This window comes from Bdellovibrionota bacterium, from assembly GCA_035292885.1.
GTDB lineage: Bacteria > Bdellovibrionota_G > JALEGL01 > JALEGL01 > DATDPG01 > DATDPG01.
In genome coordinates this window covers 1-19,740 of record DATDPG010000045.1, presented here as the reverse complement: position 1 = coordinate 19,740, position 19,740 = coordinate 1, and the positions used below count along the sequence as shown (strand labels likewise).

The window sequence follows — 19,740 nt, the reverse complement described above, 5'->3', positions numbered from 1 at the left end:
AAGAGCAATGGCGACGGAACTTACGTTGGGAATGATCAAGCCGGATGCGGTGCGCAAGCGTTTAATCGGAGAGATTATCGCTCGGATTGAGAAAGCGGGCCTTCAGATCGCGGCGATGAGAATGACGAATCTTTCCAAACGCGAAGCGGAAGCCTTTTACACCATTCACCGCGAGAAACATTTTTTTGAGAGCTTAACCGAGTTCATGTCCTCGGGACCGATCATCGCGATGGTGCTTCGGGGGAACAAAGCGATCTCGCGGTTTCGGGAATTGATGGGAGCCACGAATCCCAAAGACGCTGCGGCCGGGACCATACGAAGAGATTTCGCGACCGACGTCGAAAAGAACGCGGTCCACGGGTCGGATTCGCCGGAGAGCGCCGCGCACGAAGTTCACTTCTTCTTTCATGAACTTGCGATTCTTCGGGCCAATCCGGAATGAATAAAAGCCCCGTCAGCTCGGACACTCGAAAGCCGGTCCTTCCGAGTGGGCAAAAATAGATTCAGTCTGTTATTCGGATTTAGCGACACGACCAGACGGTAGGGGCGGGGTGTGCGGTGATGCTGTCGCTATGCGACAACATACTTTCCCGATTTTCGAGTTCCAATGCGGCGAATCAGGCCCGAGGAGAGCATCGGCTTCAAGATTTTCACGGCCCCTTGTTTGGTGACCTCGAGTTCCCGCCAGACCTCTCTCGGGGTGAGTCCCCCTTTGTCCCGAAGAAGCTGAAGAAGCCGCTCCTGTTTGGGAGTCAAGATTATGGGGGCACCCGACCCGACCGAAGCCAGGCGTTCAATGCGTCCCAACACTCGTTCCAAGGTCAGATGAATGGCCTCTGCCGAAAATTCCAGCCATCCGCTAAGATCCCCTTTGGCTTTTCGAACGGCGTCCAGTTGGGCGTAATACCGCGGCCGGTCTTCCCAATAAATCTCGTCTACTGAAAAAATATGATGTGTATCGAACCCCCTCCGATAAAGCTCCCAGAGCGCAACGGCGCGTCCCACCCGTCCGTTGCCGTCACCAAAAGGGTGAATCTCCTCAAAACGATAGTGAAGGATGGCCGAGGAAATGACCGGAGACCATTCGACGGTCTTTTCATTCCACCATTGAAGATATTCGCTCATGAGCCGCGGAACCTGGTGGGCCGGTGGAGGAATATAGTAGCCCACACGGACGTTGAACGTGCGATAACGGCCGGGTTCTCCCTGGTCCATGACCTCGGACGCGATGATCTTGTGAAGTCGAAAGAGATCGCTTCGGGTAACAATTTTCTTGCTCTGGTTCCTTTCAACAAAGCGGAGCCCGGCCAACTGATTCACAATTTCTCTGCGAGCGCGTTCGGTAGACTCCAATACCGGCCGGTCCTCCTCGACCTCCCGCACTTCTTCCAAGGTAAGAGGATTTCCTTCGATGGCGGTGGAGCTGTGCGTCGTTCGAACGCGGGCATCCTTTTGGAGGATTGGAATCCACGGGACTTGGACCGTGGCCGACAAGATCCTTTGCCGATAGCCGGAGATCTCCTCCACCATTTTCAAGAGGTGGGGGGTGACTCGAAATTGGGGCGCGTATGCCAAGATAATATAAGTCAACCATAAGTCAACTTATGGGTCAACCCGCGACGTGTGGAGATATGTTATGAGATGAACCGAAGGTGAAACCCGAATGATGACCGAGGCAGAGAGCTTACTGGGATTGACGGCGGAGGAACTGAGCGGAGAGCTTCAACGCATGGGAGAACCCCGCTATCGCGCCAAACAGATTTGCGCATGGCTATACGCCGAACCGGTTCGATCGTTTACAGAGATGGCGAATCTGCCCGAGGCGCTTCGAAAGGGGCTGGCCGAACGTTTCAAATTTGAAGTGCCGGCTTCCGCAGTCCAAGTGTCGGCCGATGGAACAAGAAAATATCGCCTGACGCTGGAGGATGGCGAGGTAATTGAGTGCGTTTGGATTCCGGAAGCCGCGCGAAAAACTCTGTGTGTTTCCTCGCAAGTCGGTTGCGCGTTAAACTGCCAATTTTGTGTGACGGGAGCCGTGGGCTATCAACGCAACCTCACGGCGGGCGAAATTGTTGCGCAGATCCGGCATGTGATGCTGATGGAAAAACTCCCGGTGACGAATCTTGTGTTCATGGGAATGGGGGAGCCGCTGCTCAACGTAGAGAACGTCGTCCAAGCGATTCGTGTTTTAACCCGCAAGGAAGGGTTCGGATTTGGAAAACGGAAGATCACGGTGTCCACCGCCGGCGTGGTCCCCCAAATCGAATCATTTGTGAAAGCGACCGGAGTGAAGCTGGCGATCTCCTTGACCGGAGCTACGGATGCCTCCCGGAATCACTGGATGCCCATCAACAAGAAGTACTCCCTGGAATCGTTATCGAAAGCTCTCCGGCGAATGAAATTGGGTAAGGGAAGGAAAATTACGTTCGAAGTGGTCTTGATGGGAGGCGAGAACGATACGGAAGAGGAAGCCCGGAATTTGTCCAAATACCTTTCCGGAATACCCGCGAAGGTGAATTTGATTCCGTACAACGAGAACCCGTTTTTCCCCCGTCTCAAACGGCCTAAGCCTGAAAACGTGGATCGGTTTCGAAAAATTCTTCTATTGAAACGGATTCAAACAATGGTACGGAAGAACCGCGGTACCGATATTATGGGGGCCTGCGGACAGTTGGCGGGCCGCTCCGTGGAACCGGAGGTCTTGAGGAGGATGCAACATGCGTGAGAAAAAATTCGGAATTGTGGGCGGAAGCGGCCTTTACGAGATGCAGGGGCTGACCAAAGTGGAAAAACATAAAGTCGAGACCCCCTTCGGGGCGCCGTCGGCCGAGTATCTTTCCGGCGAATTGGAACCCGGCGTGCGGCTTTATTTTCTTCCGCGCCATGGCGTCGGGCATCGATTCCTTCCGGGAGAGATTAATTACCGGGCGAATATTTATGGGTTTAAGAAACTCGGCGTGGAATGGCTGATGAGTGTCAGCGCCGTCGGGAGCATGAAAGAAGAGATTCACCCGGGAGACATGGTGGTTCCCGATCAATTCCTGGATCGGACGATGGGAAGGGTTTCAACCTTTTTCGGAAACGGAATCGTCGGCCACGTGGCTTTCGGCGATCCGGTCTGTCCGAAACTTCGAAAAACGATCGTCTCCTCTGCAAAGAAAGTCGGCGCCCGGACGCATGACGGCGGGACGTACATCTGCATGGAAGGACCGCAGTTTTCCACTCGCGCGGAATCCCATTGGTATCGAGCGGCGGGTGTGAGCGTGATCGGGATGACAAATCTTCCGGAGGCCAAGCTCGCCCGAGAAGCCGAGCTCTGTTATTCGACGCTGGCTTTGGCGACCGACTACGACTGTTGGCGCGAATCCGAAGAGGCCGTTACTGTGGAGATGGTGGTCGGGACGATGAAAAAGAATGTTGAGACGGCCCGGAAAATCATCCTCGAAGTGGTGAAAAACATTCCGGACCGGAACTGCGCCTGCAAAGAGGCTCTGAATGCGGCGATACAAACGGATCCGAAGGCGATCCCACCTTCGGCTCGCGAGCGGTTGTCGCTCCTACTTGGGGACCGTTTCCGGTAATTAGCGGCTCTAGCCGATGGTCGCTACCGAAGCTCATCCGCAAGCTTGCCTGGGAGGATTTCTTCGACCGGACGATGCTCATCCCGCAGTCTTCGCGTGAGTTCGATTTTTTCTTCGACCAAGTCCCGGCCGAAAATTTTTCCGCACGTATCGTACCGGAGTAACGCGGCGTGATAATCACCCATGGTTCCATACGCGTCGCCGAGAAACCGGCAGACGTAGGGGCGATCCGGATATTTTTGGTAGACGGCTTGCCAGAGTTGCACGCTGTCGCGCCATGGAAGGATGGCCGCCGTCGTTCGAATCGCCATGAGAACGAACACCGAACAAATGAACATGAGACCCAATGTCCGCCAAAGCGGTTTTGAAAAATGAGGCGTGAAAGATTCAAAGCGATCACCGAAAAACAACGAGAAGCCCACAAGGGGAAAATAAACGTAGCTGTCGGCCAAAAACCGAGTGAGTGGAATCAAGTTGGAGGAAGGCAGATAAGATAAAACTCCCCACCATAGACCGAGATGTCCTGCAGACCCCTTTGGGGGCTTATTAAGCTTCATGAGGAGGACCAAAAAGGTGATGGCCAACAGGGGAAAGAGATCTACCGTCATCTGAAATGGAGGAGGCATGTCCTCGGCCATCTGCTTTGGAAGCGGTGCTTGGACAAAAAATAAAAGCCTCGCATGAAACCCGAAGCCGTACCAAACCTCCCGCAGCCATACGAAAGGTGAATAGGGTATTTGTACGCTCCCCAAACGCGATTGCCCGAAAAGGCTTGCGGTTACAACCGAGATGGAAATGAGAAAGAGGGGCGAAAGTCGCAAAATTGTTTTACGAAGAGACAACTTCTCGCGAAACCAAAATACAGCCCCCCAGAAAAGCGGCAGAAACACAGCGGTAGGTTTGGAAAAAATGGCGAGGAGATAAAGAACTGCGGCGGCCCATGTGGGCAAGCGTTTCCAAAAGATTCCTTTGGTCACGACGAGCAACGTAGCGCCGAGCGAGAAAAACAACGCCAGAAGGTCTTTTCGGCCGGAGACCCACGAAACGGGCTCGGAAACCACGGGATGAAGACCGAACAGCATCATGGAGAAAAACGCTCCCCAAAAGCCGAGGCCTAGGGCTCGTCCCAAGATGAACAGCAGCAAGCAGGAGGCTAAATGAAGGACGACGTTGGTTGCGTGGAATCCTCGCGGATCGAGATCGAATAGTTTGTGTTCGAGTTGGTAGGTCAGAATGGTGACCGGTATCGGATACCCGAGGGAAGGAGTGAGCAAACGATCGTGCCATGACACCGCTTCGTTGCCGAGCACTATGGGGTTACGATAAACGTGGACCTGGTCGTCCCAACTTACAAATTGGAAATTCGTGACGGGAAAGAAAAAGAAGGCCATCGCGCCTAACGCCGCTGCGACAATCCAGACGCGAAGCCACCGATGGCGCACGATCGCCACTATCGAAAATCAACGACCCGTTTAGCCCCTTCAAAGGGCGTTTCGACAAGCTCGCCGTCCTTGGAGAAGTCTGGCAGAACGCGCTCGATTTTCTTGAAGCTCACAATCTCAAAGCAGGGCCGGGGTTTGGATCGGTCAAATGCGGGGCAACTTGTTCAAAACCATAAATAATCTTTCCATTCAAGTCAACGCGACGGTCGAGCGTTTCTCGGAACTTGCGAAAATTGAAAGGGGCCTGCCGCTCGACACCGTTCACGCGGCATTTCCATTAGAGCCTCGGGCATATTGTAATGTAGGGTAGTGTGCAAATTCCTTTGACATTTTAAGTATTTCTTGGAATGCTTTCCTTACATTTAACCTTATGTTTGTCGTCAACGAAGGGCAGGACGGCCTCGCACGCGATGTGTCTTTGTTGGCCGTGCTCCACTCGGTCAACGAGCCGATGATCGCCGCCGCCGATCAGGCGGCGGAAGCCACGCATGCTTTCATTTGTACGGTGACCGAGTTCGGGGACAAGTTCCAGACCCATATCCTTTTTTGGCTGAAGGAGAGCCAGAAAAGGGTCATGTACACCTGGGATGGAGAACCCTTTCCGAAGGGGCAGCGCGCTGCGGTGGAGGAAGAGGCGCTCGACTTCGTCGAGAACATGGGTTTCGTGATGGACAATTTGAACATTCACAAGGCCCTGGCTTCGCAACGAAGCGAATTGTTGGATCGACTCCCCATTTTCATCGGCCCTCCGGTTCGAAAGAAGGAAGCGGAAATGCCTCTCTTGGATGCCGAACTGGAAGAGTTGGGAGTCCTGGAGCCTGTCGGAGAATCGGCGGCAACGCTGGCCGCCTTAGACGGCCAGCCGGGGGCACCGGATCAACAAGAAACGCATACGTCGTTATTCGATGAGCAAAAATCGCTTCAAGCGATGGAACAGGAATTCGAACGGGCGGCAGTCGATTTCGACGAGGTGTTCGACAGCGCGTTGACGGCGTTGGCGTCAGAGCCGACCGGCCCCACGCGCAAGATGGAAGTTCAACCGGCGGCCGAAATCAGCCGCTCGACGAAAGCGCCCGGGGAGATTGAGGCATGGGTCCGTTTGATGGCGAGCTTCTGATGAAGAACACACCCAATTTCATTTCAATTTTTGCGCTATGCCTTTTGGCAAGTTCATGTGGACCGAGTAAAGCCAAGAGAGTTCAGGAATCGTCTTTGCGTCTCCGCGTCGCCCAGGAGATGCACGCCAAAGGAGATACGATTCAGGCGATGGCGGAGCTCCTAAAGGCCGAGAACTTAAATCCCGAAGAGGCGGAGATTCAGAACATGCTGGGACTTCTCTTCGCGGAGAAAGGCTCCACAGCGGAGGCGGAGAAACATTTTCGGAAGGCCGTGCAGCTGGATAAGGAGTTCTCGGAAGCGCACAACCACCTATGCATTCTGTACATTGAACTCAATCGATACGACGAGGCGATTGCGCAATGCACGAAGGCCGTGGAGAACATTACGTACGCCACCCCCGAACGGGCCTATCACAACATGGGAATCGCCTACGAAAAAAAAGGGGACATTCCGAAGGCGACCGAAGCGTACCGCAAAGCACTTCTTCGCAATCCGAATTTCGTGATGAGCCGAAAGGCGCTCGGCGTGATCTATATGGATCAAAAGAAATATAAGGAGGCGGCTGCCGAGCTGGAATTTGCGGGCAAAGCGTGCAAGGCATCCCCGAAAGGGGCGTGGGGTTCCGAATGTTCGGAAACGATGTACCGATTAGCGGTGAGTTACGTCAATCTCCGGCAGCGGGACAAGGCGGCGGCTGCGTTCAAGAGCTGCGTGGAGGCGGACAAGGAAGGAGTGTATGGCGAAAAGTGCCGTTCAAATCTTAAGGTCATCGAGTGACGTAGAACGCCCACCGTCCGACGCGGCTCTCCTCTATCCGATCGAGGACGTTCCTCCGACACCGGCGGAACTTAATTTCGGGGCCTATCTTCGCCGGGAGCGAATTCTGAGAGGGATTACACGAAACGAAATCGCTCGAGTGACGAAAGTGCGTCCCGAGTACGTGGAGGCTTTGGAAGGGAACCGTTTCGCCGAACTTCCGCCGCGGGCGTTTGTCGTCGGATTTTTGCGGGTCTTTGCCCGACACGTGGGGCTCAACGGAGATGAGGTGGTCAACCGGTTCTTGACCGAATTGGCCCATCAGGAGGCTTTTGAGGAAGGCCCATCGCACGGCCGGCAGGAGCGTTGGAAGCGAATCCTCAAGTTTTCGCTCACCTTGCTCGGCGTTGCCGGTCTCCTGGGCTTGATGTTCGCACCCCTTTTACGATCGTAAAATTTTTCTGCTCCCCGGAATTGCTGTTTTTTGTTTCGGTTTATAGAATCGCATCCGCGTTTCAAAAGAAAGAAGGAGAATTATGTCATTTCGATGGGTTACCAAGTTGCTGTTCTCGGGTTTATTGGCGTCTTGGGTGTTGGGTGGTATCGCCCTGGCTCAAGGGAATTCTCCGCTCGAACGGGGGATTCAACTGGCCAAGCAGGGTCACTACGAAGCCGCCGGCCCGCTGTTCGAAGAAGCTGCAAAAGCTTCGCCGCAGGATGCTCGAGCGCAGTACTGGCTTGGCCGAACGTTAGAGGAGAAAGATCAATTCGACGCCGCCCTGGATCGTTTCAAGAAAGCCGTGATTTTGAACCCGAAAAGCGCCGAGGCCTATCTCGGAATCGGGCGAATGGAGGATCGAAAAGGCAACGTTCAAGGAGCGACGATCGCGTACGAGCGAGCCCTCGAAATTGACAAAAATCTTGCGGAGGCACACGCCGCCTTAGGCCTGATCGCTATACGGAAAGGGGATAACGGAAAAGCCGAACGTTCGTTCAAGAAGGCGGTTTCGATCGACGGATCGTCGAAGAGTGCTCGGCTGGGTCTCGCTCAAGTGGAAATTAAAAAGGGCAAAACGGAGAACGGAGTGCGACTGCTGGAGGACTTGAAGCGGGATTATCCGAGGGACAGTGAGATCCGGGCGACTTTGGGGAATGCTTATGCGCAGTTGGGAAAAAACGATTCCGCGGTCGCTGAATTACGTGCGGCGACGGAACTCAATTCAAAGAGCGACGCGGCTTGGGTGGGTCTTGGAAATGCGCTGACCAAGAAGCGGGATTTCGCGGGGGCGGAAGCGGCGTATCGGGTAGCGGTCAAAACCGGGAAAGATTCTTTCTCCACTCATCTCGCATTGGGGAACTCTCTGGTGGCGCAGGGGCGCAACGAAGAGGCCCTGAAGGAATTTGAGCGCGCCTCCGACGCAAAACCGCTCAACGGCGTGGCGCACAGAGAGGAATGCAAGATCTTACTGAAACTGGAAAAGTGGGCTGCCTCTGAACAGGCGGCTCGTCAGGCGATTCAAGGCGATTCACGCGATTCGGCTGGATACCGTTGTCTTGGAGAGTCGTTGATGGCCCAGGGTCGCTTGGACGACGCGCGAGAGCCGTTGAAAAAGGCCGTCGATCTGAACTCCGACGACATGACCGCCCGTCTCCGACTCGCGGAATTACTGGACAAACAGGGCGACAAGTCCGGAGCGTTGAACCAATACGAAGCGATCGGGAAGACGCCCTCCGACGTTCAGCCGTTGGGATGGCTGGGCGCGGGCCGGTTGTCGCTGGAGAAGAAGAAATACTCGGACGCCGAGAAGAATTTTGAACGGGCGCTCGAGAAGCGTCCGGCGGATCCGAACGTATTGAATAGCCTGGGAGAAGCGGCGTTCGGCCGAGGGAAGCTGGACCCGGCTCTCGCCTATTTCGAACGGGCCACGGCCAGTAGTGAAAAGTTTCATCGTGGATACGCCAACAAAGGCCGCGTTTATGTGGAGCGAAAAGAATGGCCGAAAGCCAAGGAAAGTTATCGGCAGGCTACGGCGCTATCCGCCGACAACGTGGAATACTGGAAAGGTTTTGCCGGGGCGGCGAATGCGTCGAAAGATTCGGCCACGGAGATTACGGCTTATGAAAAACTGGCCAAGCTGCAACCGAAGGAGAAAGACCATTTCCTCCGCCTCGCGGTTCTGTATCGATCGGAGAAACGAATTCCGGAAGCGCGCGCAACCTATCGCCAGGTTCTCGCTCTCGATCCGAAAGAGACGGATGCTTACCGAGCCTTGGGCGAGATGGCATTTACGGAAGGGAACGACAAGGAGGCCGAAGCTCAATATTCCAAGGTTCTTGAGCTGGATTCAAAGGACGCCAGGGCCTGTCGCGTTCTCGGTACGATCGCCTTTCGTACCAATCGAAACGATCGCGCAGTCCAAAATCTGGAGCGGGCGATCGAACTGGATCGGAAAGATGCCGAGAGCGCTTACCTCCTAGGTAAAACGCGGGAAAAACAGGGCGATCGCGACCGTGCGATTGGAGCTTATGAGCAGGCGTTTTCGATCGACTCAGGCAAAATCGATGCGGGATACCGTGCCGCGGCGCTTCACGCTGAGAAAGGAAACAAATCTCGGGCGGTGGAATTATTGAAAGAGGTTGTGAAGCGGGATTCGAAGAATCTTGAGGCCTGGGCAAAGCTGGGCCGCCTCGACATCGAATTGAAACAATGGGCTGAAGCGGCATCGGCCTACGAAAATCTTCGTACACTTCAGAAAGCGGATGCGACGTCTTCTTTGGGGCTTGCGACGGCCTATAACGAAATGAAGCAATGGCCGAAGGCCGTTACGGCGTACCACCAGGCGGTTCAACTCAATCCGCAAAAGCCGGAGACCTATTTCGACTTGGCGAAAGCGCAGGTCGAGGCGGGGCAGAAGGACGGAGCGCGGCAATCGTTGCGCAACCTTGTTGCGGCGAGGCCCAAGCATAAGGACGGCCACATGATGTTGGCCGATCTTTATTACGAATTGCCGGCGTACACGAAAGCCCTCGAAAGTTACCAGGCGGTGGTGGCACTGGAACCGAGAAACGTTCATGCGCTGGAACGAGTCGGCCGAATTCAGTTGGCTCGACGGGAAACGGGTCCCGCATTGACGACGTTTCGTAAGGCCGCGGCTGTGGAGCCGCAACGAGCGGATTTCCAGGCGGAGATCGGCCGGTTGGAAGGGATGCACGGTACGGTGGAAAAATCCACGGCGGCCTATGAAAAAGCCACGGTTCTGGAACCCAAGAACCCGAAATATCAGTACGAATATGGCCAAGTTCTTTCGCGCGGAAAGCAATATGAAGCCGCTTCGGTTGCGTATCGAAGAGCAGCGGATTCGGACTCGAACAACAAGGGCTATTTCATGGAGTTGGCCAAAACGTATGTGAAATTGGGCCGATACCCTGAAGCCGCCGACGCGTTCGGGCGTGCGGCGCGTCTGGATGATAAGAATTTGGCCGCACACAAGGGTCGTGCCGACTCACTTCGAGAAGTGAAGGATTGGAAGGGGGCTGCCGAGGCTTACGGTAAAGCCGCCAAGCTCGCGCCGAAGGACGAAAATCTGGCGTTCAAAACTGCGGAGGCTTTGGAACAGAGCAGTCAAAAGGAAGAAGCCGTGGAAGCGTATCGCACGGTCACTCGAATGAATCCCGGCAATGCAAAAGCTCATGCACGCATGGGCGCCCTCCTTTGGGGCCTCGGCCAGAAGGACAAGGCAGAAAAGCCCCTGGTGAGCGCCGTACGACTTCAGCCGAACGATTCGGAAAGCCAGGAAATCCTGGGTGAGCTCTACTATGAGAAAGGAGCCCTCCAGGCCTCGTTCAACGCCTATTCGGTCGTCGCACAACGCCAGCCCAAGAACGTACGTTCCCACGTACGTTTGGGGATGATTCAACGGCGATGGAAAAACTACACCGAAGCCGAAAAGGAATTCGCTCGTGCGATAGGACTTGGAGAAGCGAACAGCGATGTTCACTACGAATATGGCCTGACACTAGCCGCTCAAAAGAAGAAGGAATCGGCGCTCAAGGCATTTGATCAAGCTATCGCTCGGGACGAAAAAAATGCGGACGCTTGGTATGAGAAGTCTAAGCTCTACGACAAAAAGGACGAAGAGGACCAAAAATTGGCCTCGCTTCAGAGGGCGATCAACGCTCGCTCGGATTTTGTCGCCGCCCGGCTCGATTTGGCTCGGATATATCAGAAGCGCGAGAACTACGGTGCCGCCGCGACACAGCTAAGTGCTGTTGTTTCCGATCATCCGGACCACCGAGAGGCGGTGATGGTGTTGTCCGATCTTGAAATGGACAAGAAGAATCCAAAAGGAGCGGCTTCAATCTTGGAGCGTTATCTAACCACGCACCCCAAAGATTCAACCGCGAGATTCAAGCTGGGCGAAGCTCTCTATTCTATGGGGAAGAATAAAGAATCGGCCTCCCAGCTGGAACAGGCGCTTTCGGACAATCCAAAAGAGGCCTCCGCTCACGCCCTCCTCGGGATTCATAAATTGAACGATCAGGATTTTACATCGGCGGAGAAGCATTTCGAGGAGGCGAGGGCGTACGACCCGACCTTGGCGGATTCGTATTACGGATTGGGCCGCATAGCTGCAGAGAAAGGAGAATTGGATCGGGCGATTACGCTCCAGAAGAAAGCCCTTGAACTCAATCCAAAATTAACCGACGCCCATTATCGGTTGGGTCAGCTCTATACCAAGAAAGGGATGACGCGTGCCGCCAACGATGAGTTTGGCAAGGCCATCCAGGTGAATCCCTTGACCGGACTTGGATCGCGGACGGACGTGAACAAAGCGGCGGATACTTACGCGCCGGGTGACGTACGGCGGGAAGCAGAAGCCGATTTCGAGCGCCGTCTTTCGGAGAATCCGAAAGATACGGTCGCTCGAATGAATCTTGGAAAGATCGCGTATGAACGGAAGAACTTCAAACGAGCTGCTGAAATGTTCGGTGCCGTGGCCGATTCCGACCCCAAGAACGGCGAGGCTCACTATTACTTGGGTCTTGCCTACACGGAATTGGAGCAAAAGGAAAAGGCGATTGCATCGCTCCAAAAGTATTTGAAGCTCGAACCGAAGGCTAAGAATCGTCAGGAGATTCAGGAACAGATCGAGGCGCTGAAGCGTTAGTTTACGAAGCCGGCTTGTACGAGCCGATGATTTCGACTTCCGAGATGCCGGTGTTGGCGTCCGTTCCCGGTTCGAGTTCTTCCACGTCGATTTCAATCAATTTGGATATCACCGGAGTGGGCAGATCGGTCACGAGAAGATTTGCCGGCGCCGCCGGGTCGGAGGATTTGGCGAAGCTCGCCTTTGATCCGGCGTCTACGAACCGAATAACACCTTTCTTAATTCGGGCCTTCCCAGCCTCAAGGCGGTCATAGACGTAGACGGCCTTAATTGTGTAAGCCACGTCGAACTCCATTTTGACAAAAGCTCCCGTCCCATTTCCATTGGATACCCAGCTGACTTCGCTATCCGTCGTACCGTCCTTCTTCTCATTCTTAATCAGATACGTGCGATAAAGACCAACGTCGGCACCGCCTCCGCCGAAAACGGACGAATACCCCTTTTCCAGGGGCACGTGGCCATAGAGCCCCACGTTTCCTTCGGCGATTTCTTCGTCGACACGGATGCCGGAAACGACGACTTCCGCCAAACCAGCGTCTGACGTGGCGTCGGAAATTTCAATCTTTACGCTATCTACGGGGGATCCCGGTCCCTTCACGATGCCGGCAGTTGTCGCATCGTCGGGCAGGTTCTCGAAGTCTACGGGGTCGAAATTCTTCGAACTATCTTTACTATTTTCAAATTTAATACGACCTTTACGGATTATCTGCCCGCCGACGGGGCTGTCGAACAGCCGAATTTCGTCGATGTTCACCAAACTGTTCCATTCGAGCTTGACGTAGGAACTGTTCTGAGTCCCCGGTTTGGGTTTCCAAATGAATCCGGAGACATTGGACGGGCTCCCCGTAAATCCATCGTTGATGTTATCCGAGCCGAAGTTCGTTATGTCCGACGGTTCGCTTGAGGAGACCTTAGCGAAATATTCGAGATTGTAGCTCGGGGGTGTTGGGACAACCGTTGGAGTCGGTGCTGGAGTTGGGGTTGCAACGACGTTGCTTTGGTTGTCTCCAGTTCCACTGCCGCACGCAAAGGTGAGCAGCGTCGAAAGGAAGAGAACCAGGAGGGCCAAACTGCGGTACTTGGACATGGTGATAATCCCAAAGTCCAAGAAGCGTGCCGCTCTACGCAGGACAAGATTCCTAATATTGTCAAGGAGTTGCGTTTTTGGACACGCCCAACTTCAGCACAGTGGGGCGCCGGAGCCTCCGTACGCAGCCCGAATCCAAGAATTTACTCGACTTTGAAGCTCACGCTCTCGAGCAGATGGTCGTTGGCTGTTTTCACCTCGACCCGCCACTCTCCCTTTTGCGACGGGTTGACGGTTTTCGAGCTGTACGTTCGCCACTGAGGTCCGCGAACCGGAAGCTTAACCGTGCCTACCTCTTTATTCCCAAAATACCAGACATGCATGATGGACGAGTCGCTCTCGGTCGTGGCTAGCTTGGTGAACACATACAGACGTCCAACATCAGCGGGGAACGCGTTCGATGTACCGACCGGCGCGCGATTTTCAATAGACCGGCAAACGACAGCCTCGAGAATATGGAGACCGTCCGCCGATTTCTTCTCTTCAGCTTTTTCGGTAACCGCCTTCTTTTCCGCAGTTTTTCCGACGATTGTTTCCTTTTTCTCAGGGGCAGGGGAAGGAGTTACGGACTTTCCTTGCTTGGCGCAATGGGAAAGAAAGGGGACCAGAACCACCAAAACCAAAATATTCCAAAGTTTTCTCACGGTAGATTCACCTCGCTAAAGAAAAGATCGACCTTCCGGAAGTATAGAAAGGGATCCGAAATCTGTAAACTATTTCGGAGGGTTGGACAGATCCATCGGGCGACCGTAAGATATCTCAATCCTGTTCGGCCATTCTCGGACATTTGTAACTTTAGCGTTCTTGCTGGCGGTCTCGGCCGAGTTCGGGTCCGCTCATGCAGCCGATGTTTATCGGGAAGGCATCGTTCAAGCCTCCTCCGTACAAGTGTTCAGCAGTTTTGACACAAGTTATTTCCCCCTGGCCAGTCTATTGAAGGGAGAGAAGGTGCGCGTGTACGGAAAACAGGGCACCCGGTACTTCGTCCGTTACACGAAAAATATGGAGGAACGGACCGGATGGGTGGAAGCAGGCGCGATTCTCGTGCAAAAACTTGTGCGACCCGAAGATACCGTCGGAAAGAAGAAAACCTACTCCGGAACGGTTGTGGGGCGTCGAGCGATGGTTCGAAAGGCTCCAGATATCGAAGCGAATGTGCTGACGAAGTTCAAGGAAGGGGACCGCGTTCAAGTCCTTTCCCAGAACAAGGAATGGTACCGGCTGCGTCTCGAGTATTTGGATGGATCGGTGGGGGAGGGATGGATTGAGAAGCCGCTGGTTCGCTTGGATACGGAAGGGAAATCGAATTCCAAGGCGGCTGTTGCACACGCAACAGGAATTTCAGCCGAGGTACCGGCGAGGCCAAATTCGGCCGTCGTGGGTCCGAGGGAGCCGACGACCGAACCCGCGACAGCAACGGCTTCGGCGGTCGAGGGAGGCGATCAGAATCTTCGTCTTGGACTTGGTCCGGTTTTTAATATTCATCGGTATGGAACGACGCAGTTTCGGATCGGCGCGGCTTATGAGCATCAGGTCGCTCCGAAGGTTACGGTGGGGGTCCCGTTTTCCTACGCGATGGGGGGTGGATTTTCGGATATTCAGGGCGGAGTCGACTTGGCGATCTTGGCCCGACGCTGGGGAAGACTGGAGATGATCCCACGGGTCGGAGCGCTGCTGGACTATTATTATGGAAACGACCGGTCGTTCATTGCTGTGGCCGCCCTCATCGCTCTTCGATTCGAATATCGAATGAGCGATGGATTTTCGTGGTACATGGAACCGGTTTCCGCCGAAGTTTCTCCGTATGCCACAGAAGGCGTTCCCTGGTTTGTTCGAGGGCAGGCCCTTCTAGGAGGAAAATTCCGATGGTGAAAGGAAAAATTTTGATCTTTCTCTGCGTAAGCTCAGTTTCCCTGATGCTCCGTCTGTCGCCAGCGGGAGCCACGTTGACGCTACCCATGAATATCGAGGAAATAACGGATGGGGCTGAGTCGATCGTTTTGGGCACGGTGGTTTCGGTAACCACGGAAAAAGCCGCGTTCCACAAACTTCCAGCCTCGGTGGCGCGGATTCACGTGGAGGAACGTTTAAAGGGACCTTCCGGCAAAGACGTCGTCGTGCGCCAATTGGCGATCCAGACGTCCAGCGGAAACGTGATGCCGATCGGGACGCTTCCTCATTTCCGGCTCGGAGAGCGAGTGGTTGTATTCCTGCCCGCCAAAAGTTCCATCGGCTTTGCGAGTCCCGTGGGTTTCGGCCAGGGAGTGTTCCGAATGATCAGCAAACCGGGGAATCTGGATAAATCTTTACTCCGCAACGAATTCGGGAACCGAGGGCTTTTTGATCGACTCCAGGATAAGAAGACCGCTGAATTTGCCGCCAAGATCTCTGCGAGGATTACGTCGAAGCAGCCTGTGAGGCTTGCGTGGTCCGATTTGCGTCAGTTGGTGGAACTTCATCGAGGCGTGAGTCCATGAGGAAATGGTTCGCAGCCGCCGGCTCCTTGCTTTCCGTTCTGATTCAGTCCCACGGATGGGCGGCCGGATTTCTCGATCATAAAGACGGTACGCCGTACACGTGGAAGATCTTTCCCAACCCCATCACGTATCTGGTTGACCAAGGAGGTTTAGGGACTATCAGCAATGCGGAAGCTACGAACATCGTCGACACCGCGTTTACGAAATGGAAGAACGTGACCGTCGCAACCACGGATTTTGTCAACGGCGGCTCTCTTTCGGAAGATGTAAACATCTCCAATTACTTGGATTACGTCACGCTCGACTCGTCCACCGGCGCGCTTCGAACGCCGGGGAACGGTCAAACCGCCGTCATCTTCGACGACACCGGCGAAATCTTTGAAGCTCTGTTCGGTCAAACGCAAGGGGGAAAAACGTTGGGTTTTTCTTCTCCGGGAGCCTTGGACGACAACACGATGGCGATCACGGAGGGCGTGGCCTTGTTGAACGGAAAGATCGCTTCCTCGACGCGGACGGCGGCCACGATGACGCACGAATTCGGCCACATGCTCAATCTTGCCCACGTTCAATTTAATATGGAGGAGGCGCTGGATAGCGACGCAGGGAATGATTACGTCATCCCCACGATGTTCCCGATTCTTGTGGACGATGCCGCGCAGTTTGAATCGCTCGAACTGGACGATCAATTTTCTTTGGCGATGTTATACCCCTCCGCACAATTCGCGCAGCGGGGAAAAATTACCGGCCGGATTCTTCGACGTGACGGCAGCGGCGTTCGGGCCGTTAACGTCATTTGCCGAAAGTCGGACAATCCTCGGGCCGCAGCCGTTTCGTGGTTGTCGGATTTCTTTTTGACCGACCAGGGCGAATACACATGCGGTAATCTTGCGACGGGCGAATATACCGTGCAGATCGAGCCGGTCATGCTGGCCATCAATTTCTTCCAACCGGATCCCCCTTTTGTCGTGACGGAGTTTTACAGCGGATCGGGCGAAAGTTTCGATCCGTCGACGGATACAAAAGATTCATCGTCGGCCGTGGCGGTGCAAGAGGGGAGCACGACTCCGGATATCAACGTGACTCTTAATGAAGATGGCCGCCTCATTTCAGGACAAACCGTGGACGGGAAAACGGCGTTGACGTACACCGGGAGCGGGGATCAGGACGACTTCTATCCGGAGCTGGAATATTTCATCACCGTTCCGGAAGGGGCCACGTCGGTCAAATTTGAATTGACGACGGCGGAGAGTATCGATCTGGACCTTTTCGGTCGGTGCGATCAGGAATTTTCCTTGCCGGTCGATTCGACGGCGGCTCCATTGGTGAGTACCTCGGGCGAAACTCAACAGGCCGAGTTCGCGCAGCAGGGCGGTGCGGGCAATGAAACCGTCGAACTGACGGCGAACAGTTCACCGCCGCTTAAACCCTGTACGTATCATCTTCTCGTGGCCAACTTCGATGCGGACAAGACGACGAATACATTTCAACTGAAGGCCACGGTGAACGGGGTAACCCCCAAGTTCAGTATCAAGAACGCCGACACCGGCGTAGTGACCTCGGGTTCGGGTGACATCACCGTGATGAATCGCGTTCTCACAGCGGCGGGCGACACCTTCCGTCTGAGGAGCCTCGAGTTGACGGACAACGGCACGGGCGACTTTTCCTTGCTAACTGGAGCTACGCTCTTTGAGGATTCCGACGGCGACGGAGCAATCGGCTCGTCCGATCGATTACTCTCGACAGCCGCGGCGATTGATATCGTTTCCCGCAAGATCTCTTTTTCCGGAATGGACGAGTTTTTTCCGCCCGGCGCCACGCGCACCTACCTTGTCTCGTATAATGTTTCAGCTTCGGCCGGTTGGTCGTTGGCCTTGTCTCTGTTGGCTTTGGGCATGTTCCTTGGAGCGATTCGGCGAAGGCTGGCGCCGCGACTGGTGTTGATCGCAATGGTTGCACTTATCGGCCTGACTTGCGGGAGCGATAAATCGGGATATCGGCCGCGAATTCAAAAAAAACCGGATGTCGGAGTTACGGGACAGACATTTGGAACCTCGATCATTCTCGACGTGGAAGACGTCGAACCCCAGTCCGTGAAGAATTTCTTCGAATAATTCCTCAATTCGACGGGAATCGGTGTTTTTGGAGTATGCCCCGCACCTTGCGCTTAAGATCGGTCAGGGTTGTGTCGTTGAGAATCAGTTCGTCGACCATCTCCATACAATGATCGAGTTGCTGTGAAAACGGATTGTCGGAACGCTCGCGATTTTCCATTTCCTGAAACTCTTGAAGGGTCCGCGCATTTTCCATTCGGCCTCTTTGGGTAGCTCGTTGAAAACGAATCTCAATCGGGGCGTCGACACCCAGCAGAAGAAAGTGTCCCGTGTCTCTGAGGTTCCGAATCTCTTCGGGACTCCGGATGGAGTCGATGACGTAATTGCCAATTGAAAGATGAGCCAGCGTGCGGATGGCCAGTGTGCCGGGCCCTTCCTTTTCTCGAAGTTCTTTGCCGAGAGAGATCAAAATTTCGCGAGATGCCGGTAGGTTTCGGACGGTCGCTTCTTCGCGCAAAATATCGGACAACGATCGATAGACGTAACCCTGTTCCCGAAGAATTCGGGCAATTTCCCCCTTGCCGGAGGCGTTTCTTCCCGTCAGGCCGACGATCCGAAGATTACTCTTCCTCTCGCACAAGGGGGCTGTGACCGACCGTCTCTGCTTCTTCGTCCAACTCCTCTTCCTCGAGTTCGTCCTTTTCTTCTTCGCCCATGAAGTCGTTTTCTTCCTCATCGCCCGCCGCGTATTCATCTTCCAGCTCTTTCCGCGAAGTGTCGAAGTCGTCGTACACCTTTTTCGCCGGTCGGCGGAAAGAAGGCTTGGTCGCCGTACGTTCGGCAGCTCCGGTAACCGCGCCGGTGGAAGTCGCACCGGCCATTCCGACGCCGGCAAATGACGGCCTGGGAGTGGTTAGAGTGGATACGGCGGGTCTATTCGTCCGAGGTGCCGCTTTTTTCACCGACTTCGCTTTGCGCGCAGAACCCTTCTTTGCGCGACCTTTCGCTTTCATCTGTCTTCGAGCGACGCGCTTCGTTCGCGACTTCGCCCGCGTCTTTTTCCTCATGGGACGCTTTTTCGAGGATCGCGTTCTTTTCTTGGCAACTCGTTTCTTAGCTCTCTTTCTTTTCTTCGCCATACCTACCTCTAACTATTTGAATTTAAAGACGTTTCGATCGCTTCCACGAGACGGGCGTAACAATACCCAAAAACATTCTCGAATCAAGCTTTTCGCGAAACCCGGTATACTGAGGGGCAGGGGGCGACAGGTTTCGACGGAAACCGTGAACGTAAAGTCGCACGCCGAGGTTTCTACCTGGCCTCGTAAAAAAGGTAGAAAAAAGCTATTCGGCAATGCTGAACTAGCAATGGCAGCTTAATAAGCAGCCCGTCTGATTTAGCGACACCTGCTAGCTAAAAAGGACGTTAAAAAGCAGGGTAGCGGGTCGGAGCGCCTGAATAACGATCCGTGAAACACTTCTCAGGCTCGCCGAGGAAAATCCTGTTCGCGGGAGTTTCTGACGTTAAAACAAATCACGAACTAAGCGTGTAGGGACTTTTCGGGAGTGGTTTTCGGACGGGGGTTCAAATCCCCCCGCCTCCACCAATTGCGTTTCAACCCCGCGGAATGACGCGGGATTTTTCTTTCGAAGTGGGCGTTTAGTAACTTTTAGTAACCGGACTTAGGCGGTTTGCTTTTTGATCACCAGAGGAATGACATTGCTCGCCACTGGTGGCGGACTTTCATCGGTCGTCTTCTTTCTCCCGAACGCAAAATCGTGAATCGCTTTGCGTTGGTTCTTTTCGGCGACCTTCGCGTAGTGCTGCGTGACGCGGAGATCTTTGTGTCCCATCGCCGCTTGCGTCGCTCGGATGTCGTTCGTCTGATCCGCGTAGATCGTTGCGAACGAATGCCGCAGAACGTGCGTGGACCGAACAGGGAGTTTCAACGCGCGAAACGCTTTCTTATAAGCGCTTTGAACCGCGTTGTACCGCATCGGCTCGCCCTCCATGTGAAAGACGAGCGGCCCATTGGTTCCCGTTTCTTTCCACTCTCGA

General features: G+C 54.4%; 18 protein-coding genes and 1 other RNA gene. 11 read left to right on the top strand and 8 right to left on the bottom strand.

What is annotated here, in order from left to right:
• Nucleotides 1-7: 7 nt before the first annotated feature.
• The gene (ndk, locus tag VI895_03735) at nt 8-442 is read left to right on the top strand and encodes a nucleoside-diphosphate kinase (GenBank protein ID HLG18913.1); all 435 of its coding nucleotides are present in this window, start codon (nt 8-10) and stop codon (nt 440-442) included.
• Between the two features lie 128 nt (nt 443-570).
• Here ndk and VI895_03730 read toward each other — a convergent pair whose 3' ends face one another.
• Nucleotides 571-1,530: a Fic family protein gene (locus tag VI895_03730; GenBank protein HLG18912.1), complete on the bottom strand. Its 960-nt coding sequence runs from the start codon at nt 1,528-1,530 to the stop codon at nt 571-573.
• 133 nt (nt 1,531-1,663) lie between these two features.
• Between VI895_03730 and rlmN the strand changes: the two genes are divergently transcribed.
• Nucleotides 1,664-2,725 (top strand): 23S rRNA (adenine(2503)-C(2))-methyltransferase RlmN, encoded by a 1,062-nt coding sequence (gene rlmN, locus VI895_03725; protein ID HLG18911.1) that lies wholly within the window; start codon nt 1,664-1,666, stop codon nt 2,723-2,725.
• Nucleotides 2,718-3,581 carry an S-methyl-5'-thioadenosine phosphorylase gene (gene mtnP, locus VI895_03720; GenBank protein HLG18910.1) on the top strand — a complete coding sequence of 288 codons (864 nt, stop codon included), beginning with the start codon at nt 2,718-2,720 and terminating at the stop codon, nt 3,579-3,581. The genes rlmN and mtnP overlap by 8 nt, the downstream gene beginning before the upstream one ends.
• A 23-nt stretch (nt 3,582-3,604) precedes the next feature.
• On the opposite strand, the gene VI895_03715 is transcribed toward mtnP, so the two are convergent.
• Nucleotides 3,605-5,032: a hypothetical protein gene (locus VI895_03715; GenBank protein HLG18909.1), complete on the bottom strand. Its 1,428-nt coding sequence runs from the start codon at nt 5,030-5,032 to the stop codon at nt 3,605-3,607.
• A 100-nt stretch (nt 5,033-5,132) separates the two neighbouring features.
• The gene (locus VI895_03710; protein ID HLG18908.1) at nt 5,133-5,288 is read right to left on the bottom strand and encodes a hypothetical protein; all 156 of its coding nucleotides are present in this window, start codon (nt 5,286-5,288) and stop codon (nt 5,133-5,135) included.
• A gap of 105 nt (nt 5,289-5,393) precedes the next feature.
• On the opposite strand from VI895_03710, the gene VI895_03705 reads away from it, so the two are divergent.
• The 4 genes from VI895_03705 to VI895_03690 all read left to right on the top strand — a co-directional run bounded on the left by VI895_03705 (nt 5,394) and on the right by VI895_03690 (nt 12,066).
• Nucleotides 5,394-6,140: a hypothetical protein gene (locus tag VI895_03705; protein ID HLG18907.1), complete on the top strand. Its 747-nt coding sequence runs from the start codon at nt 5,394-5,396 to the stop codon at nt 6,138-6,140.
• Nucleotides 6,113-6,919, top strand: coding sequence for a tetratricopeptide repeat protein (locus VI895_03700; protein ID HLG18906.1), 807 nt, complete (start codon nt 6,113-6,115; stop codon nt 6,917-6,919). The genes VI895_03705 and VI895_03700 overlap by 28 nt, the downstream gene beginning before the upstream one ends.
• Nucleotides 6,879-7,352 carry a helix-turn-helix transcriptional regulator gene (locus VI895_03695; GenBank protein HLG18905.1) on the top strand — a complete coding sequence of 158 codons (474 nt, stop codon included), beginning with the start codon at nt 6,879-6,881 and terminating at the stop codon, nt 7,350-7,352. The genes VI895_03700 and VI895_03695 overlap by 41 nt, the downstream gene beginning before the upstream one ends.
• 82 nt (nt 7,353-7,434) lie before the next feature.
• The gene (locus VI895_03690; protein ID HLG18904.1) at nt 7,435-12,066 is read left to right on the top strand and encodes a tetratricopeptide repeat protein; all 4,632 of its coding nucleotides are present in this window, start codon (nt 7,435-7,437) and stop codon (nt 12,064-12,066) included.
• Between the two features lies 1 nt (nt 12,067).
• Here VI895_03690 and VI895_03685 read toward each other — a convergent pair whose 3' ends face one another.
• Together VI895_03685 and VI895_03680 are read right to left on the bottom strand one after the other, a co-directional pair.
• A complete protein-coding gene (locus VI895_03685; protein HLG18903.1) occupies nt 12,068-13,153 on the bottom strand; it encodes a hypothetical protein in 1,086 nt (361 codons plus the stop codon).
• Between the two features lie 143 nt (nt 13,154-13,296).
• Nucleotides 13,297-13,797: a DUF2914 domain-containing protein gene (locus VI895_03680; protein ID HLG18902.1), complete on the bottom strand. Its 501-nt coding sequence runs from the start codon at nt 13,795-13,797 to the stop codon at nt 13,297-13,299.
• A gap of 160 nt (nt 13,798-13,957) precedes the next feature.
• Between VI895_03680 and VI895_03675 the strand changes: the two genes are divergently transcribed.
• The 3 genes from VI895_03675 to VI895_03665 are packed head-to-tail and all read left to right on the top strand — an operon-like array spanning nt 13,958 to nt 17,741.
• Nucleotides 13,958-15,025, top strand: a complete 1,068-nt coding sequence (locus VI895_03675; protein ID HLG18901.1) for an SH3 domain-containing protein — start codon at nt 13,958-13,960, stop codon at nt 15,023-15,025.
• Nucleotides 15,019-15,630, top strand: a complete 612-nt coding sequence (locus tag VI895_03670; GenBank protein ID HLG18900.1) for a hypothetical protein — start codon at nt 15,019-15,021, stop codon at nt 15,628-15,630. Before VI895_03675 ends, VI895_03670 begins: the two co-directional genes overlap by 7 nt.
• Nucleotides 15,627-17,741, top strand: coding sequence for a hypothetical protein (locus tag VI895_03665; protein ID HLG18899.1), 2,115 nt, complete (start codon nt 15,627-15,629; stop codon nt 17,739-17,741). Before VI895_03670 ends, VI895_03665 begins: the two co-directional genes overlap by 4 nt.
• A gap of 4 nt (nt 17,742-17,745) precedes the next feature.
• On the opposite strand, the gene VI895_03660 is transcribed toward VI895_03665, so the two are convergent.
• Nucleotides 17,746-18,321 carry an AAA family ATPase gene (locus tag VI895_03660; protein ID HLG18898.1) on the bottom strand — a complete coding sequence of 192 codons (576 nt, stop codon included), beginning with the start codon at nt 18,319-18,321 and terminating at the stop codon, nt 17,746-17,748.
• Nucleotides 18,302-18,748, bottom strand: a complete 447-nt coding sequence (locus VI895_03655; GenBank protein ID HLG18897.1) for a hypothetical protein — start codon at nt 18,746-18,748, stop codon at nt 18,302-18,304. The genes VI895_03660 and VI895_03655 overlap by 20 nt, the downstream gene beginning before the upstream one ends.
• A gap of 191 nt (nt 18,749-18,939) precedes the next feature.
• Here VI895_03655 and ssrA point away from each other — a divergent pair.
• Nucleotides 18,940-19,288, top strand: a transfer-messenger RNA (tmRNA) gene (gene ssrA, locus VI895_03650).
• 76 nt (nt 19,289-19,364) lie between these two features.
• Here the strand turns inward: ssrA and VI895_03645 are convergent.
• Nucleotides 19,365-19,740: site-specific integrase (locus tag VI895_03645; GenBank protein HLG18896.1), on the bottom strand; the 376-nt coding region annotated here is incomplete at its 5' end.

Bases quoted from the DNA above. Each gene is read 5' to 3' on its own strand.
- mtnP (HLG18910.1), top strand. From the start codon at position 2,718: ATGCGTGAGAAAAAATTCGGAATTGTGGGCGGAAGCGGCCTTTACGAG.
- rlmN (HLG18911.1), top strand. From the start codon at position 1,664: ATGATGACCGAGGCAGAGAGCTTACTGGGATTGACGGCGGAGGAACTG.
- VI895_03670 (HLG18900.1), top strand. From the start codon at position 15,019: ATGGTGAAAGGAAAAATTTTGATCTTTCTCTGCGTAAGCTCAGTTTCC.
- VI895_03665 (HLG18899.1), top strand. From the start codon at position 15,627: ATGAGGAAATGGTTCGCAGCCGCCGGCTCCTTGCTTTCCGTTCTGATT.
- VI895_03690 (HLG18904.1), top strand. From the start codon at position 7,435: ATGTCATTTCGATGGGTTACCAAGTTGCTGTTCTCGGGTTTATTGGCG.
- VI895_03655 (HLG18897.1), bottom strand. From the start codon at position 18,748: ATGAGGAAAAAGACGCGGGCGAAGTCGCGAACGAAGCGCGTCGCTCGA.
- VI895_03730 (HLG18912.1), bottom strand. From the start codon at position 1,530: ATGGTGGAGGAGATCTCCGGCTATCGGCAAAGGATCTTGTCGGCCACG.
- VI895_03705 (HLG18907.1), top strand. From the start codon at position 5,394: ATGTTTGTCGTCAACGAAGGGCAGGACGGCCTCGCACGCGATGTGTCT.
- ndk (HLG18913.1), top strand. From the start codon at position 8: ATGGCGACGGAACTTACGTTGGGAATGATCAAGCCGGATGCGGTGCGC.
- VI895_03700 (HLG18906.1), top strand. From the start codon at position 6,113: ATGGGTCCGTTTGATGGCGAGCTTCTGATGAAGAACACACCCAATTTC.
- VI895_03685 (HLG18903.1), bottom strand. From the start codon at position 13,153: ATGTCCAAGTACCGCAGTTTGGCCCTCCTGGTTCTCTTCCTTTCGACG.
- VI895_03695 (HLG18905.1), top strand. From the start codon at position 6,879: ATGGCGAAAAGTGCCGTTCAAATCTTAAGGTCATCGAGTGACGTAGAA.